The sequence below is a fragment of the Fundicoccus ignavus genome, from assembly GCF_009659375.1.
Lineage (GTDB): Bacteria > Bacillota > Bacilli > Lactobacillales > Aerococcaceae > Fundicoccus > Fundicoccus ignavus.
This window is the reverse complement of record NZ_WJQT01000006.1, coordinates 112036-128422: the sequence shown is the minus strand read 5'-3', so window position 1 is coordinate 128422 and position 16387 is coordinate 112036. Positions and strand designations below refer to the sequence as shown.

The 16387-nt window shown below is 40.9% G+C and carries 11 protein-coding genes; 6 read left to right on the top strand and 5 right to left on the bottom strand.

Annotated features, from left to right (window positions below; all coding sequences use genetic code 11):
* Positions 1 to 242: 242 nt before the first annotated feature.
* From GF867_RS06265 to GF867_RS06255, 3 genes are all read right to left on the bottom strand, one after another.
* Positions 243 to 713 (bottom strand): ASCH domain-containing protein, encoded by a 471-nt coding sequence (locus tag GF867_RS06265; protein ID WP_253940762.1) that lies wholly within the window; start codon positions 711 to 713, stop codon positions 243 to 245.
* Positions 714 to 728: 15 nt separating this feature from the next.
* On the bottom strand, positions 729 to 1484 hold the full coding sequence (locus tag GF867_RS06260) for a polysaccharide deacetylase family protein (RefSeq protein ID WP_153832244.1): 756 nt from the start codon (positions 1482 to 1484) through the stop codon (positions 729 to 731).
* A 198-nt stretch (positions 1485 to 1682) separates the two neighbouring features.
* Entirely contained in the window at positions 1683 to 4382 is a 2700-nt protein-coding gene (locus GF867_RS06255) for a cation-translocating P-type ATPase (RefSeq protein WP_153832243.1), read from the bottom strand.
* Positions 4383 to 4797: 415 nt separating this feature from the next.
* On the opposite strand from GF867_RS06255, the gene GF867_RS06250 reads away from it, so the two are divergent.
* Together GF867_RS06250 and GF867_RS06245 are read left to right on the top strand one after the other, a co-directional pair.
* A complete protein-coding gene (locus GF867_RS06250; RefSeq protein WP_153832242.1) occupies positions 4798 to 5547 on the top strand; it encodes a class A sortase in 750 nt (249 codons plus the stop codon).
* 825 nt (positions 5548 to 6372) lie between these two features.
* On the top strand, positions 6373 to 11388 hold the full coding sequence (locus GF867_RS06245) for an MSCRAMM family protein (RefSeq protein ID WP_172973974.1): 5016 nt from the start codon (positions 6373 to 6375) through the stop codon (positions 11386 to 11388).
* Between the two features lie 355 nt (positions 11389 to 11743).
* Here the strand turns inward: GF867_RS06245 and GF867_RS06240 are convergent, their stop codons facing one another.
* The gene (locus tag GF867_RS06240) at positions 11744 to 12124 is read right to left on the bottom strand and encodes a RidA family protein (protein ID WP_153832240.1); all 381 of its coding nucleotides are present in this window, start codon (positions 12122 to 12124) and stop codon (positions 11744 to 11746) included.
* Positions 12125 to 12227: 103 nt separating this feature from the next.
* Positions 12228 to 12800: an NADPH-dependent F420 reductase gene (locus GF867_RS06235; protein ID WP_366927775.1), complete on the bottom strand. Its 573-nt coding sequence runs from the start codon at positions 12798 to 12800 to the stop codon at positions 12228 to 12230.
* Positions 12801 to 12988: 188 nt separating this feature from the next.
* Between GF867_RS06235 and GF867_RS06230 the strand changes: the two genes are divergently transcribed.
* Genes GF867_RS06230 through GF867_RS06215 form a run of 4 tightly spaced genes read left to right on the top strand, consistent with a single transcriptional unit; the run spans position 12989 to position 16067 of the window.
* A complete protein-coding gene (locus GF867_RS06230; RefSeq protein ID WP_172973973.1) occupies positions 12989 to 13366 on the top strand; it encodes a GntR family transcriptional regulator in 378 nt (125 codons plus the stop codon).
* Complete coding sequence (locus GF867_RS06225; protein ID WP_253940761.1) at positions 13332 to 14060, top strand: ABC transporter ATP-binding protein; 729 nt, start codon at positions 13332 to 13334, stop codon at positions 14058 to 14060. The genes GF867_RS06230 and GF867_RS06225 overlap by 35 nt, the downstream gene beginning before the upstream one ends.
* On the top strand, positions 14044 to 14868 hold the full coding sequence (locus GF867_RS06220) for an ABC transporter permease (protein ID WP_172973972.1): 825 nt from the start codon (positions 14044 to 14046) through the stop codon (positions 14866 to 14868). Before GF867_RS06225 ends, GF867_RS06220 begins: the two co-directional genes overlap by 17 nt.
* Entirely contained in the window at positions 14865 to 16067 is a 1203-nt protein-coding gene (locus GF867_RS06215) for a hypothetical protein (protein ID WP_153832235.1), read from the top strand. The genes GF867_RS06220 and GF867_RS06215 overlap by 4 nt, the downstream gene beginning before the upstream one ends.
* The last annotated feature ends 320 nt before the right edge of the window (positions 16068 to 16387 follow it).

The following is a 16387-nucleotide window of genomic DNA, read 5'->3' as shown; positions in this document are numbered from 1 at the left end:
ACGAAGTTCGATTACAGTAAATTTTAAAAAATACACTCTTTGAGCTTATTTGGTGTGCCCTCAATTTCTAAAATTTAACGTAATGTTTTTACAACTTATTGCTTGACTTTATATAGTTAGTCTTTCTTCTACAATGCTTAACGCTTACATTACAAGAATACAGGAAAAACTAAAGACCAACCCCATTATATGCTCAGAATACCCCTCAAAACGCTAGCGATTCAAGGTGAGACTTAATACATTTAGTTAGGATAGATCAATTTGAATTCTTCGTAGAGAACTTGCGTTTCTTCAGAAAAGTCTAAATTGGCTTCAGCATAGTAAGGTTTAAAGAATTCAATGTGAACACGGCGCCAATAATCAAGTGAAAGATCGCCTTCGCCTTCTTTACGCGCCTGTTCATCAGAGACCTCTTTAAAGGGCAAGACGGTGATAGCAATATTCTGAATGACACCGACAGGTTGATCACGCCCATCTAGAACAATATCAATTTGTCCTACTTGTGTGGCCGGTTCAGTTTCACCAGGTAATAAGAAAAGTTCATAGCCTGAAGAAGTGCCGGTTTTCTTACCTTGTAAGACTAATTGGGCTAATTCATCTGCCATCGCTTCTGTATTACCAAAAGCAAAGGCACCGTAAGGTGTTTCAGGGTCAGTACCGCTTGCCTGACAGAATTGTTGCCAGTAAGCTTGAATCTCAGTTGAAAAAGTCATAGAATGTTCCTCCGTTTATTGAGTTTTTGCGTGGACAAGTTCTTTAAAGCGCTCAAATGGCATCTGGTGAAAGACCAAGGTACGGTTTAATTCGAGCGTTGGAGTCGCACTATTGTTAGGACCAACTTGCGTCGTAAACGCATAGTTAAACCCTAATTGTTTTAAGTTTCCGACCACTTCTTGATTATAAAAGCCAAAGGGATAGGCGAAGGTATCTTGATGTTGAACATGAGCTTGGCATTGCTCAAGGTCAGCCTTCAATTCATCTAAAGTGGCTGTCATCAGACCATTCACGCCAGGTTGAACTAAGGTGTGTAAATGATGGGTATGATTCGCATACTCAAACACATCTGACATCGAGTTGAGTTGTTCCCAAGACATCACTTGTGAACAAGATGCGTCAACATCGCTCGATTCATTAAAAACCCAACCGCTGACAACAAATAATGTCGCTTTAATACCTAATTGTTTTAAAATTGGATAGGCTGTTGTGTATAAAGATTGGAAGGCGTCATCAAAAGAAATGAAGATGCTTTTCTCAGGCAATTCGATACCGTCTTCATAGTATTTACGAATATCTTGCATGCTTAGGAAGTGGAAATTTTCTTCGACTAAATATGTCATTTGTTGGGTGAAGTCCGCTATGTTTAGAAAGAGGGCAGGTGGTAAACCAATCGCATACTCGTTGGCGGCTTTCAAAGCAGTTAGCGTATGGGGTTCTGTGGGTAAATCATCTCTAATTTCATGGTAGACAAGGGCGTTAAAGGACATAGTATCACCTTTCAGTTTTTTTGTTTATTATATCACTTGCTGGGGGCCGGGTGGCAGGTTTTCTTCAAGTTTCTTGGGGGGATGACAAGTGTGGGAGTGGGGTGGTGTGTTGGTGTTCGCTCAAGCTGATGGAGGGCTTATTTAGAAAAGAGCATTAAAAAAACAGGACTTTTTCAAGTCCTGTCGTATAATTATAGTCTAGACTGCTTCGTGGTCTTTCTTGTCGTAGCGGTCTGCAACGCCTGTTGCACGCATGATGAATTTCGCAATTTCTACGAATACTAAGATGCTTGCTGCGGCTAATACTACCACTAACCATTGTTCGCCGTTTGGTACTGTTACGTCGAAGAATTGGTTGATTCCTGGTGTAATAACGACTCCGAGTAGAAGGACTCCAGAAAGGAGTGTTGCACCGTTAAGGAATTTGTTGTTGAACGGGTTGTCACTGAATAGTGAGTTGAAGACTGACTTAACGTTGTAAGCATGGAACAATTGGATTAAACCAAGTGTGATAAATGCCATTGTTTCGGCTAAGTTGTTGTCTACGTTCATTTGGAATCTTGCATACCAGTAAACGAATAATGTTAAGCCACCTTCAAGTAATCCTTGATAGATGATACTTGGCATTACACCGTTTGATAGGAAGCTTGAGTTTTTACCACGTGGTGCGTGTTTCATTGAACCTTTCTCAGCACGTTCCATACCTAGCGCGATCGCTGGGAATACGTCCGTTACTAAGTTAATCCATAGGATATGGATTGGTTCTAGGATTTGCCAGCCTAATAATGTCGCAACAAAGATTGTTAAAACTTCACCTAGGTTAGCTGATAGTAAGAATTGTACGGCTTTTTGGATATTCGCAAATACTTTACGTCCTTCTTCAACGGCCACAACGATTGTTTCGAAGTTGTCGTCTGCAAGAACCATATCTGAAGCACCTTTAGATACTTCTGTACCTGTGATACCCATACCAACACCGATGTCGGCTTGTTTTAATGATGGCGCGTCGTTAACTCCGTCACCTGTCATTGAAACTGTAACATCGTTTGCTTGCCATGCACGGATGATACGAACTTTATGTTCTGGTGATACACGTGCATATACATAGTAGTTTTTAACTGATTTTGCTAATTCGTCGTCAGACATGTCGTCTAATTGAGCACCTGTAATAACGTGATCTGCATTATCTTCACCTTCAGGTAAGATCGTTAAGCGTTCAGCAATTGCTTGAGCAGTAACTGCGTGGTCACCTGTGATCATTACTGTACGGATACCCGCTTCGCGCGCAACTCTAATTGCTGCACCAGCTTCTTGACGTTCAGGGTCAATCATTCCGACTAAACCAGCGAAGACTAAATCAGTTTCAACACTGTTTGTGTCAACTTTTGCGGGTAATGTATCGATGATTTTGTAAGCACCGGCTAATACACGTAATGCTTGACGAGCCATATTGTTGTTATTAGTTAACACTTCATCAATATGAGCTTGAGTGATATCAACGATTTCACCGTTTAATTCAATTTTAGTTGCACGTTTGATTAATTGGTCAGGTGCACCTTTTACGGCTACTAAGTAACGACCGTCTTCTAATTGGTGAACAGTTGACATTAATTTACGTCCTGAGTCGAATGGTACTTCGTCGATACGTGGTGTTTTTGCTAATTCAGCTTTTAAGTCTTGACCTTTGTCCATTGCAAATTTAATCATCGCTGTTTCAGTAGGGTCACCGACTAATTCGCCTTTATTATCAACTTCAGTGTCGTTGGCAAACGTAATTGCACGTAATAATGAATTATCTAAGGCAATCTCTTCGCTAGCGTCATGTAATTGATTGTTATAGAAAGCTTTTTCAATCGTCATTTTGTTAACTGTTAAAGTACCTGTTTTATCTGAACAGATTACTTGTGTACTACCTAATGTTTCAACGGCAGGTAATGTACGGATTAACGCATTACGTTCAGCCATTGTTTGGGTTCCGATTGACAAAATAATTGTTGTAATCGCTGGTAATCCTTCAGGAATTGCAGCAACTGCTAGAGAAATTGCAATTAATAACATATGAAGGACTTCTTCACCTTGCACGAATACACCGACTGCGAAGGTTAAGACTGCAATCGCAATAATCATGTAAGTTAATACTTTACCTAAGTTGTTTTGGTCACGTTGTAATGGTGTTAATTGTGACTCAGTTGAAGCTAACATTGTTGCAATGTTACCAACCTCAGTGTTCATACCAGTTGATGTTACAACACCTACTGCACGACCGTAAGTAATGTTAGTACTTGAGAAGGCCATATTTAAACGGTCTCCGATACCAGCATCTTTACCAGATAAGTCGATGATTTCTTTTTCAACTGGTACTGATTCACCAGTTAAAGCTGCTTCTTCAACTTTTAAAGAACTTGCTTCGACTAAACGAATATCGGCTGGAACAACGTCACCAGCTTCTAATAAAACAACATCCCCTGGTACTAAGTCGAAACTTTTAACCGTGTGGACTTGTCCGTCACGTCTAACTTTAGCATCTGGTGAAGCCATATCTTTTAAGGCATCGATAGCTTCTTCGGCTTTTGCTTCTTGGAAAACACCCATAATTGCATTTAAAATAACTACGATTAAAATAACAACCGCGTCAGCGACCCCTTCACCTTCAGCGACCCCTACAAATGCTGAAACTGCTGCTGCTACTAAAAGCACCGCAATCATAAAGTCTTTGAATTGATCAAGGAATTTCTGTAGTAAACTACGTTTTTCTTCTGCCTCAAGTTCGTTAGGACCGTATTTCTCGATACGTGCTTTAGCTTCAGCTGAGCTAAGACCCGATTGGATATTCGTATCTAAGTGAGCCACGGTACTTTCGATTGACTCTTTATAAGCAATAAAATCATTATTTGCCATAATTTCCTCCTTTTGATAAATAATCGCGCCCAATTGTTTGTGACAATAAAAAAAGACTTATGCTGCCTAATCAATAAACAGCTTTGCTGCATTGTGATATGGCCCGCATAAGTCTCACTTTTTCAATCAGTACCAGCAATCATTTCTGACTGCTTAGCGTTGTTGATACTGATAAGGCCAAATAGCCTCAAGTTACTCCCTCATGGACGTGTTATTAAAGTAATTATATAATCAACGGTTGTATTTTGCAAACAAAAGTGCTTTTTTTATTAAAAATAATAGAGGGGAAGTTTGACTTAATTGTGAATAATAGGAGGTAATTGTGTTAAATAATGGTTAAGTTGATACAAAATGGCTAGACTAAATGGTATATTGTAAAAGTAATTATCATTTTATTAGGCTTGGAGGAGTAGGAATGAGCGAGCAAGAACCACAAACGCGTATGAAGAAAAATCAAAAGCATCGTAAAAAAGGCGGCAAAATACAAATTATCTTAGGGATTGTTTTGATTATTATTGCGGCCGGCTTATTGGCAATGGATCCCATTAAAAATTGGATGATTGAACGAGGCGTCAATCAAAATACAATCGCCAATATGACGCGTGAAGATATTGAAGCAAACATGAATGCGGACGTAACGTTTAACTGGGATGATATTCAAACCTTGGATGCTTTCACCGTTATTTCTGATAACGTGAATCCGAATCATTTACCAACCATTGGTGGAATGGCAATTCCAAATGTCGAGATGAATTTACCTATTTATAAAGGTGTGTCGAATGAAGGGATGTACTTGGGTGCTGGAACACTTTATCCGGACCAAGCAATGGGCGTATCTAATTATTCACTCGCTAGTCATCATTCAATCAATGATAGTCTATTATTCGCTCCTTTAATGCGAGTGGAATACGGAGATTTAATTTATCTGACGGATTTAGAAAATGTGTATGTTTACGAAATTGATGTGATTACACAAGTGCATCCAACGGATATGTCAGTCGTTCAGCCAACAGAAGCACCAATCATTACATTGATTACGTGTGACTATTCCTTAAATGAGCGTGTGATTGTTCAAGGTTCTCTGGTCGAGCAAGTTCATATTGATGATGCGACGGATTCGATGATTGATGCATTTGGTTTACCTCAAACAGTACCAGGTGCTTAAAAAAATAGAAATAATAACAAAATTGTACAGGACAGGTCTTCGGATCTGTTCTTTTTTGTTTGTATTATGAGTTAAGGGATGAAGTAATGATATTTGTGCTTCGCTCAGCTTATTGTTTATCCAATGCGGTGGTCGCTTTCAAAGCCTTCACTATCGTTCGGGCTTTTCAAGCTCAATCGGCTAGGCTCTGTCTACTTCGCTTCGCTCATAGTCAGAACAGCTGCGCCGATTCCCCTTTTTACCGCTTTGGAAAACAAGTCGCTGAGCTACGCTTAGTGATCCAACAAAAGTCTTGTTGGATTGTCAGGTTAAAATTGGTAAACGGGATTTAAAGTGCTTGGAATTGTCACGGATTTTCTGAGTTATAAGTGAGGGAGAATTTGAAGTGTGAGTTGTGGTAGGTGGTTATTGATCAAGAAGTTGGGCATATGCCCTCAATGTGTCGACTCAAACTTTGAGTTGGCACGTTAGAACTAAAGATAATCAATATATTGATACGAATTGTGAATATAATGATAGTTATTGAACATTAACTTGAAATCGTAATTTAAAAGGAATCGTAAGAGATATTTGTTTTTTTACTATTTTAACCAATCAAATATCCGTCATACTAGATTAATGTAGAAACTATTTTTACAGCATGAAGTTAAGTTTTTTTGCGAGGTGCTGTTGAATAATATCTTGTCTATGGAATTATGAAAAATGTTTGATTATTCTGAGAAACTTTGCTTGAAAGCTGTGATTAAAGTGCGAGTTTCACTCTTTCTTAAACTTTTTATGATACATTTAAGATGTGGAAAAACATGCGAATTAGGAGGTAGGATTATGAAAATTAAGCAGCGAGTCAGTCATGTTTTATTAGCTTTAATGTTAGTGTTGGCAAGTGTGCCATTGGGTACAACTTCAGCCGTTTCAGCACAAGAAGAAATGATTAATGTGGTGTTTAAGGTCTTCTTACAATTAGAAGGGCAAGAGGCAAATGAACAAGGGCAAATTTCGTATGACGTATTGAACTCGGATAAAACGGAGTATCTTTATCAATATCGTTCTCAGGAACCGCCTGCTGAGAGTTTGCAGTTAGTGGAAGGGAATTACTATTTCAGATTATATGATGGTGGTGGCTTTACGCGTGACGGCGTAGAAATTTTACCTGAAAAAGTTTTACAGACAATCTCGAATCAAACAGATGAAGATAAAGCGGAAGATAAGACAGAACGTTCGCTCGAAGAAGTGGGGCAAGTGGTGACGCAAGGGGATGGAACAAAAGTTTATGAAGTACCATTCTCAGTGTTTGCCGGGCCGACTTTAGTTAATGGTGATACCGTTGAAATTAAGATTCATTTAGCGGACCAAGCTTCGATTGATGCGAATAAAAATGAAGAGCAACCTGAGACGCCCGAAACCGATCCGGCATTAGGGTCGATTTTATTCACGGTCTTGGATCAAAATGGTGTAGCGGTTCCGGGGGTTGGCATTGCGGTGGCTGACAATGAGTTAACCACAAGTGACACAGGTGAGGCATCGATTGCAGATTTACCTGCTCAAGATTATACTTACCGTGTAACGAGCTTGCCTGAAGGTTATTCTGGAGCTACTGAAGGCGTGGTAACTGTGACAGGGGACCAACAAGTTGCACCGGTCATTAATATTACGAAAGATGCGCCTCAATTAGGGGATGTTCGTTTCGAAGTAAGGGATCAGAATGAGGCAGCTTTTGCGAATGTAACCTTAGTGATTGAAGGACAAGAAGTGACCACTGATGAAAATGGGGTCGCAATTGTAACGGGTTTACCATTTGGAACATTGAATTATTCGGTGGCTGGAACAGCAGCATATAGTGAAACTTATGGTGAAGTGACAGTAGGTGAAGGTGAGATGCTTGAACCTGTCATTGTTAACCGTATTGCACAAAAAGCGAATGCGACCTTTACGGTAGTAGATGGTGATGGCACAGCGGTTGTAGGGGCAGTGATTAATATTGATGCCCAACAGATTACAACCAATGAAGAAGGTTACGCAAGTATTGAGTTAGCATTAGGAGATTATGAGTATAGTTTAGCCGCTTTACCAGAAGGTTATTCGGGTGAAGCATCAGGTCTCGTGACAGTGGGATCTGAAGGAACAAGCACGACGATCGAGATAACAAAAGAGGCTCAACAAGGAACAGTACTTTTTGATGTTCATGATCAAAATGGTGTGCCTGTAGAAGCAGTTACCTTAACGATTGAAGGACAAGAAGTTACAACGAACTCTGAAGGTGAAGTTGTGACAGCTGAATTACCAGTCGGAACGTTAACTTATGCCGTTCCTGGAACTGACGCTTATGGAGAAACATATGGCGAAGTAACGGTTTCTGCGGGTGAACAAGTAACGGAAACAGTCCTTGTCAATTTGGTGCCTGATACTGGAAGTGTGACGTTTAAAGTATTAGATGATGCTGGAGCAGCTGTTGTGGGCGCGGTTATTAATATTGCAGAACAACAAATTACCACCAATGAAGAAGGTTCGGCTAGTCTAACTGACTTACCAGTGGGTGACTATTACTACACAATTGCTTCATTACCTAAGGGTTATACGGGTGCTGCTGAAGGAACAGTTACTGTTTCCACAGAAGCGGGTGAAGTTGTTTCAATAGCAGTTGAAAGAGCACCTGAAGTCGGAACGGCTGCGATAAAAGTAGTCGATCAGAATGAATCAGCAGTTGTTGGTGCTGTAATCCTGGTCGGTGAACAAGAATATACAACTAATGAAGAAGGTCGTGCAGTTATTGAAGGGTTGCTTGTGGGTGATCATACTTACCAATTAACAACTTTACCTGATGGCTATTCAATAGAAGAAGGAGCGAGCACAGGTACTGTGAACGTGACCACATCAGAAACAGCTAGCGCGACTATCACGGTAACTAAAGCACCACAAGTTGGTTCAGCATCGATTAAAGTTATCGACCAGAATGAATCAGCAGTAGAAGGTGCTATCATTACGGTAGCGGAACAAGAATTTACAACCAACGCCGAAGGGGTAGCCGCTATTAGCGAGCTAAGCGTTGGTGACAAAACCTACACCTTAACGAGTCTACCAGAAGGTTACTCGGGTGAAGGGTCAGGTACCCTAACGGTTGTGGCGAATGAAACAGCCAGCGCGACTATCACAGTGACGAAAGCACCACAAGTTGGTTCAGCATCGATTAAAGTCATCGATCAGAACGAATCAGCAGTAGAAGGTGCTGTCATTACGGTAGCGGAACAAGAGTTTACAACCAACGCCGAAGGGGTAGCCGCCATAAGCGAGCTAAGCGTTGGCGACAAATCCTATACCTTAACGAGTCTACCAGAAGGTTACTCAGGTGAAGGATCAGGAACGTTTGCGGTTGTGGCGAATGAAACAGCTAGCGCGACTATCACGGTAACTAAAGCACCACAAGTTGGCTCAGCATCGATTAAAGTTATCGACCAGAATGAAGCAGCGGTAGAAGGTGCAGTGATTACGGTAGCGGAACAAGAGTTTACAACCAACTCCGAAGGGGTAGCCGCTATTAGCGAGCTAAGCGTTGGTGACAAAACCTACACTTTAACGAGTTTACCAGAAGGTTACTCAGGTGAAGGATCAGGAACGTTTACGGTTGTGGCGAATGAAACAGCTGGCGCGACTATCACGGTGACGAAAGCACCACAAACTGGAACGGCTAGTTTTACAGTAGTCGATCAAAACGATACTAAAATCGAAGGTGTCGTTGTGACCATCAATGAACAAACGGCGACAACTAATGCTGAAGGTGTGGCTCAAATTGCGGACTTAGCAGCGGGCGACTACACCTACCGTATTACGACATTACCAGAAGGTTATTCTACGGATGTCGCGGGAACACTAACCATTGTAGCGGGTGAAACTGCGAGTGAAACGCTAAGTATTACACGGGATCCGCGTTACGGCAATGTGACCCTCACAGTTAAAGATCAAGAGGATAAAGCCGTTGTGGGCGCAGTGATCCGATTAAATGAGCAAGAGTTTACGACCAACGAGAATGGTGAAGCCATCATTCTAGAATTACAAGCAGGTAAAGACTACACTTACCAATTAGTTTCCTTGCCAGAAGGTTATTCAGGTGAAGCGGAAGGCACTGTAACGATTAATCAAGATGAAACAGCTCAAGCAGCGATTACGGTGAATCGTATTGTAGCTAAGGGGCAGTTGACTGTTGTGGTTAAAGACCAAACAGAAGCTCCAGTTGAAGGGGCCGTGATTCAATTGGCCGAAGGAACTGAAGCAACGACGAATGCGGAAGGGCAAGCAGTCTTTAATGAGATCGCACCGAAAACGTATAATGTGACGATTAAGCAATTACCAGATCGCTATTCTCATGAATTAGGCGCGCAAGAAGTTGTGATTGCGGAAGGCGCATCTGAAACATTGGCTTTAAACGTACAACGTGCCATCACGAAGCGTGCCATTACCTTACGTGTGCTTGATCAAGAAGATAAGGCAGTTGAGAATGCGACCGTAGTCTTAAACGAGCAAACTCAAACAACGAACTCAGAAGGGCGTGTCGTATTTAAAGACTTAACGCCGAAAGTATACACTTACCAAATCACTGAGTTGCCAGAAGGCTATCAGGGAGCGTATGAAGGCGAAGTGACCTTAACTGAAGCGGAAGATTTAGCTCAAGATCTTCGCGTTGAACGCATTATTGAACCTGGAACCGCGACGATTACAGTTGTGAATCAAGACGACGGCCAGCCGGTAGAGAATGCGACAGTTAAATTTGGTGGCTTAACTCAAACGACGGATAGCAGCGGTCAAACAACCTTTACGTCATTGGAGCCAGGTAACTACTATTACATGGTGACTGAAGTACCAACGACTTATCAACTAATTGAAGGCGCTGAAGAACAAAGAGCTGAAATTGCAGAAGCTCAGAATTTTGAAGCAACTTTAGAGGTTGATAAGAAACCCGAAGTCGGTCAAATCGATATCAAAATACTAAACACTGACAACCAGGCAATCGAAGGTGTAACCATTAAAATTGGTGATCAAGAAGTGACAACTAATGCTCAAGGCGTTGCTAGCTTTACCAACCTAGCACCTGGAGATTACACGTTTGAAGTCACTAAAGCGCCAGAAGGTTACTTGTTGGAGACAGTGAATGCAACGATTACGGTTCAAGCAAACCAAACGGTTACTCAAACATTTGTCTTGGAAAAAGAAGCGGAAGAATCATCAAGTGAGACATCAGAAGAGTCAGAAGAATCTGAACCAGATGAGTCAGAAGTAGAACAAGCGACTCAAAGATTTGTGGATGAAGCAACAGGTGTTGAAGTATTAGTGAACCCAGCAGATGCAGGGAACATTGTTAAACTTCAAGTAACAAAAGTGCCTTTACCATTAAATCCTGAGCCAGCAGCATTACGCAATATGAATGCGGATGTTTACCAAGTGACCTTAATCGGTAAAGATAATCAACCGGTTCAATTAACGAGAGTGGCACAAGTGAAATTACCAACACAACCTGTCACAAGTCAATTGAGAGTTTTAAGAGTTACGGGAGAGAATACATCAAGTCTGACATTCTCACTCTTTAACCAGAAAGTTAACTTTAGTACACAGGAATTAGGACAATTCGCGATCGTTTATGGAGCGAAAGCAGCCGAGAGTGAATCATCAAGCGAAAGTGAAACAACAAGTGAATCATCTGATTCCACATCAGTTTCTGTATCTAAAACAACGGATGTTGAACAAAACTTACCAAACACAGGTGAAATTAAAAACTTATGGTACATCACATTAGGCATCTTATTAGCGTTACTAGGTGTACTCCTTGTCATTCGTAACCGTAAAGCAGAATAAGTATACTGAATATTGTTAAAGTGTAAAGCAGACGTTAAATTTTAGCGTCTGCTTTTTGTTCGGTTATGGAATAAGTGTGTAGATTTCAACTCCACTCATCGTACTGTTTTACCAAGGCGATGGTTGCTTTCAAAGCTTCACTGACGTTCGGGCTTTTCCAGCTCAATCTGCTAGGCTCTGACTAGTTCGAATTTTTTACACTTTTAAGAGAGTGAGAGGTTAGTGTTTTGACCTCAAAAATGATGGGAGGAGGTAAAGAGCGTGGTAAGAATGAATGGTAATGCAATGTTTTCTTGAACAAAAAACGTGTTGCATCGAGACAACACGTTTTAATCGTTTATTTAAACTTATAAAATTAAGCACGTTTCGCAATCAGTTCAATTTCTACATCTGCCTCTAAAGGTAATTCTAGTACGGCCACACATGTGCGAGCTGGATACGGTGCCTCGAAGTATGTTTCGTATACTTCGTTCATAGCTTTGAAATTCTTCATGCTTGTTAGGTAAACGTTGACCTTGAGCACATCATCGAATGTGACGCCAGCTTGTTCCATTACGTTGTGTAGATTGTTGAAACATTGATGCGTTTGAGCGGCAATATCTCCCGTTAGGTCTGTGGCGTCATTTGCGTTCATAGCGGTTTGACCTGAAAAGAAAATATAGTCACCTCCGTCAACGGCGTGTGAATAGGGGCCTGAAGAACTAGCATTTGTTGCTGTATAAACTTTTCTTACCATATTAATCATCTCCTCGTTCATAATCAATCGGCGAAAGCCTAGTTCTAGTATACACAATTAAAGCCTGAAGCATTCATTAAAGATGCTTCAGGCTATTTTTAAATTATTTATGTAATGAGAAGCCGCCATTCCAGTTGATTGTCTCGCCAGCTGCCAAGGTTAATTGTAAGAAACCAATACTTTCTAATTCACGGGCGCGTTTTAATGCACCAGCATCGACAATGTTTAATGAACTACCTGTTAATGCTTCAGCAATTTTAGCTTTAGAGTCAGCTGAATCGGATGCCAATAGGACAGTTGTTTGAGCAGCATCAGCAACTTTGCCTGTAGCTAAAGTTGAAGCAAAGTTTGTGTTGAACCCTTTAACTAAGGTACTGTTGGGTAATTTGGCTTGAATTTCTTGTGCAGCTGAACCGTCTGCCGGCACAATTAATTCATCGAATGTTTCAAAGTTTAATGGGTTAGTAATATCGATGACGATTTTACCCGCCAATTGCTCACCGTAGCGCGCAATAATATCATCAACTGCTGGATAAGGGACTGCTAAGACCACGATGTCACCTAATGCTGCATCGTTTTCGCGTGTCACTACATTGATTTTGCTACCACTTGCTTCGAAATTGCCTTGGATCGCTTGACTCATGTTACCTTTACCAAAAATTGTGATATTCATTATTCATTCCTCCATTTATTTTTATTATTCAAGTATATGTTTGATTATAAAGTGGATTGCCTCGAAATACAAGTATTTTTGCCAGAATATTTCCAATAGTATTTTGCTTGACGGATAAGTGTATGGAGCATATAATACAGTTGAAAGGTGTATTAAGTGGTTGGTACACTTTGTTGAAAAGGAGGTGCAAAATGGAATTTGATAAGCGAATACCGATTTATGAGCAGTTGAAGCATCGGGTGAAACAGGCCATTGTCAACGGTGAGTATGAGGCAGGGGCCGTGTTGCCGTCGCGTCGAGAGATGGCGCAAAGCTATCAAGTCAATCCGAATACGGTTCAAAGGGCATTGAAAGAATTAGAGGAGGAGGCGTTAATTATGACGGGAAATAATGTGCCAAGTCAGGTAACAAATGATTTACATAGAATTGAAAATTTACGACAAACCATGATTGAAGAGGCGCTTTCGATTTTCTTTCAAGAGATTGCACCTTTGAAGGTAAAGCCTGAGCAGTTAGTGCAATACGTGATTCAGTATGCAGAAAGTAAACGAGGTGAATTGGATGCTTGAGGTGAAGCAGTTAAGTAAAGCGTATGGAAAGAAACGGGTGTTAGATGAGATTACATTTTCGCTAAAGCCGAATGAAGTTACATGTTTGATTGGTTTGAATGGTGCCGGTAAGACTACATTAATGGATACCATTATGCATTTGACGCCTTATCAAGCGGGAGACATTTTATTGGATGGTCAGTCTTTAACGGTGGACGATTTTAATCGGCTGACTTACGTGCCGGACAAGAATATTATTCCGAAAAGCTTAACGATTCAACAAGCCCTCGATTATCACGGGACTTATTTCGCTCATTTTAATGACAAGCGGGCTTCGGAGTTGTTGGATTTCTTTAAGCTTGAGCGAGAAGAGGTGATTGCCAAGATGTCCAAAGGGAACCGCGCACGCGCAAATTTATTGATGGCTTTATCTTTAGAAAGTGACTATTTATTGTTAGATGAGCCTTTTTCTGGGATTGATATTCTGACTCGAGAGCGAATTGCGAGTATTTTTACGACGGATTTATTGGAAAACAGAGGTGTCTTGATTGCGACGCATGAGATTCAAGATATTGAACATTTAGTGGATAAAGTAATTTTACTGGATGACGGACGCATTATTCGAGAATTTTATCCAGAAGAAGTACGTTTAACAGAAGGTAAAAGCATTGTGGATGTGTTGAAGGAGGCGCATGGGCATGAAGAAATTTATTAATTTACTGGCAGATGAATTGTACCGGTCACGTATTTTCTACGGCATTGTTATTGGTCTAGTCATTGTCAGTCAATTGGTGATGGTGGGACTTTTGATTATTGGGAATCGACAATCCGAATCAAATTATCCACTAAATCTAGCTAGTCTAATTGATTATAACGGTATTTATCATGTGTTATTGATCGCAGCCTTTTTACTATTTTTTGCTTACAGTGCTTTCACCTGGTTTCGAGAATGGAGTGGCGACAGTAGTTTCATTATTCGTTTAATGACACTACCTGGCAATCGCTTTACGATCGTGTTGGCTAAATTAGCCAGTGTCTTTTTGATGATGGGTGGCGTTATGTTTACTCAATTGTGTATGATTTTGCTGATTAACCGCTTAGCCGGAATGTTATTGGGCGATGGTGCTTATTCAGCGTTACCCATCGCTTATGCGTATGCGCAAACATTATCGACGACGTATTTTGTCATGCCGATGTCAGTGGCTTCAGCCGCTTTGATTTATGGCGGACTCCTTTGGATTGTGCTGGGAATCTTTCTAGTAGTGGTGACTTATATGCAAAGCTATCAGGAGTCTTACGTGAAAGCCTTTGGAAAAGTTGTGTTGTTGCTGATTGCGAACGGTGCCTGGCTAGTTGGGATGATTATTGTGGTCGAATCCATGAATTTAGTGGCGAGTGAGATTTTTAATGTATTTGTCGTCTTTATCTTAGTAGGGATTGTGCTGAACTTGGCCCAATTAGCTCGACGAATTAACGTCAAGCCACGCAAACACGTCATTAACCACAAGGAGGAAACAGTATGAAGAAATATGGCTTAATGATTAGCTTGAGTATTATGACTTTACTTGTGACTGCTTTCCTCTGGATTACGCCACATGTAGCCTTTGAAGACATCGCATTAGTGAATGAAACGGGAGATGCGAGTGTTCTCGATGGCTTAAATATTAATGGTTATCTTTATACAGAGAAGTTGGGCCGTGAAGAAGATGAATACTTCATGGATAGCGTGCAATTCAAATGGCGAGAAGGGCGTGCTGAATTTCGTTACTATGATACGGTAATGGGACTTGAAGATTGGCTTGGTAGTGAAACAGAAGCGGTTTTGCAGCAGTTTCCTGTTTGGCATCGGCCTAATTTAGACTATACACAAGCGCTTCAAACGGAAGGCGCTTTAGAAGTATGGGCGGGTGTTTATAATCGATACACAGATAAACAAACGGTCAGTCAGTTAAAGGTTGTACTGTTGGATCTGGAAACGAAGCAATTTGAGACGTTGTCGTATGAGTTGGCGGCAGGTACAAATGTCTATACGCAACTACTCACTTATGCGCAAACGTCTGAGACTGAGCTGAAGTTTCTAATGAAGGACAACGCTGATCTTTACGGTGAGCATTTAATGGAAGTAGTGGTTGATCTAAACGACCTCAAAGTGACCAACAAAACGTCAGTAGCTTTTGATAATCCAGACCAAAATTATCTCATTGCGCCGGATCTAACCAATGAATTAGTTGCACCAGCTCGCTACCTATTCTACTTGAGTGATGATTTTATGCGCAGTGACTCTCATTATTATGATGATAAAAAAGCACTAGTATTGATGGATCCAGCAAATCAAGAAACTGAACAGGTCGATGAATTTGAGATTGAGCACCAAGACATCACGTACCGTATCAACCAAAGCATTTATCAAGGTGATGACTTATTCGTGCTAACATATCCATGGAACAGTAACTTAATGTATCAGAATGCTACTGAAGTTCCCCAGTCCAGAATACTTATTTACGCCTACGAGGCTGAAAAATTATCGCTTGTGGAAGAATTTACAGGCCCTGACTTTAACTTGCAGCTCAGAAATGGTTTGATTTACTTTATGCAACCAACGGATGCTAGCAACTTGCAGATACAAGTTTATAGTCCGATTCAAGATGAAATGGTGTACCAAGCAGCTTGGCAACTCGCAGACAGTAGCATATTCCAAGTGAATTCACTGTATATAGATTAACAAAATCAAAAGGTGTCACCCCTAGCGTTTGACGATTATCCTAAGCCAACAAGGCTCTGGTTCAAATCGTCCGCAACGTCAGTGGCGGACACCTTTGGTGGTTCTTAGACGATATTCTGAATCGCTATTTGTGTGGGGGAAAAGCTATCGTGCTTGAGTTTTTGAAACTGAAGCATGATAGGCTTGAGGTTAAACATCTCCACTACGATAAGCCAATTAAAGCTTGCTCGAAAGAGACAAAGGTGTCGCAGTCACTACGTTCCGCGACGATTTTATTAAACCAGGGTGACTATTATAAAATCTGTCGATACGTTTAATTT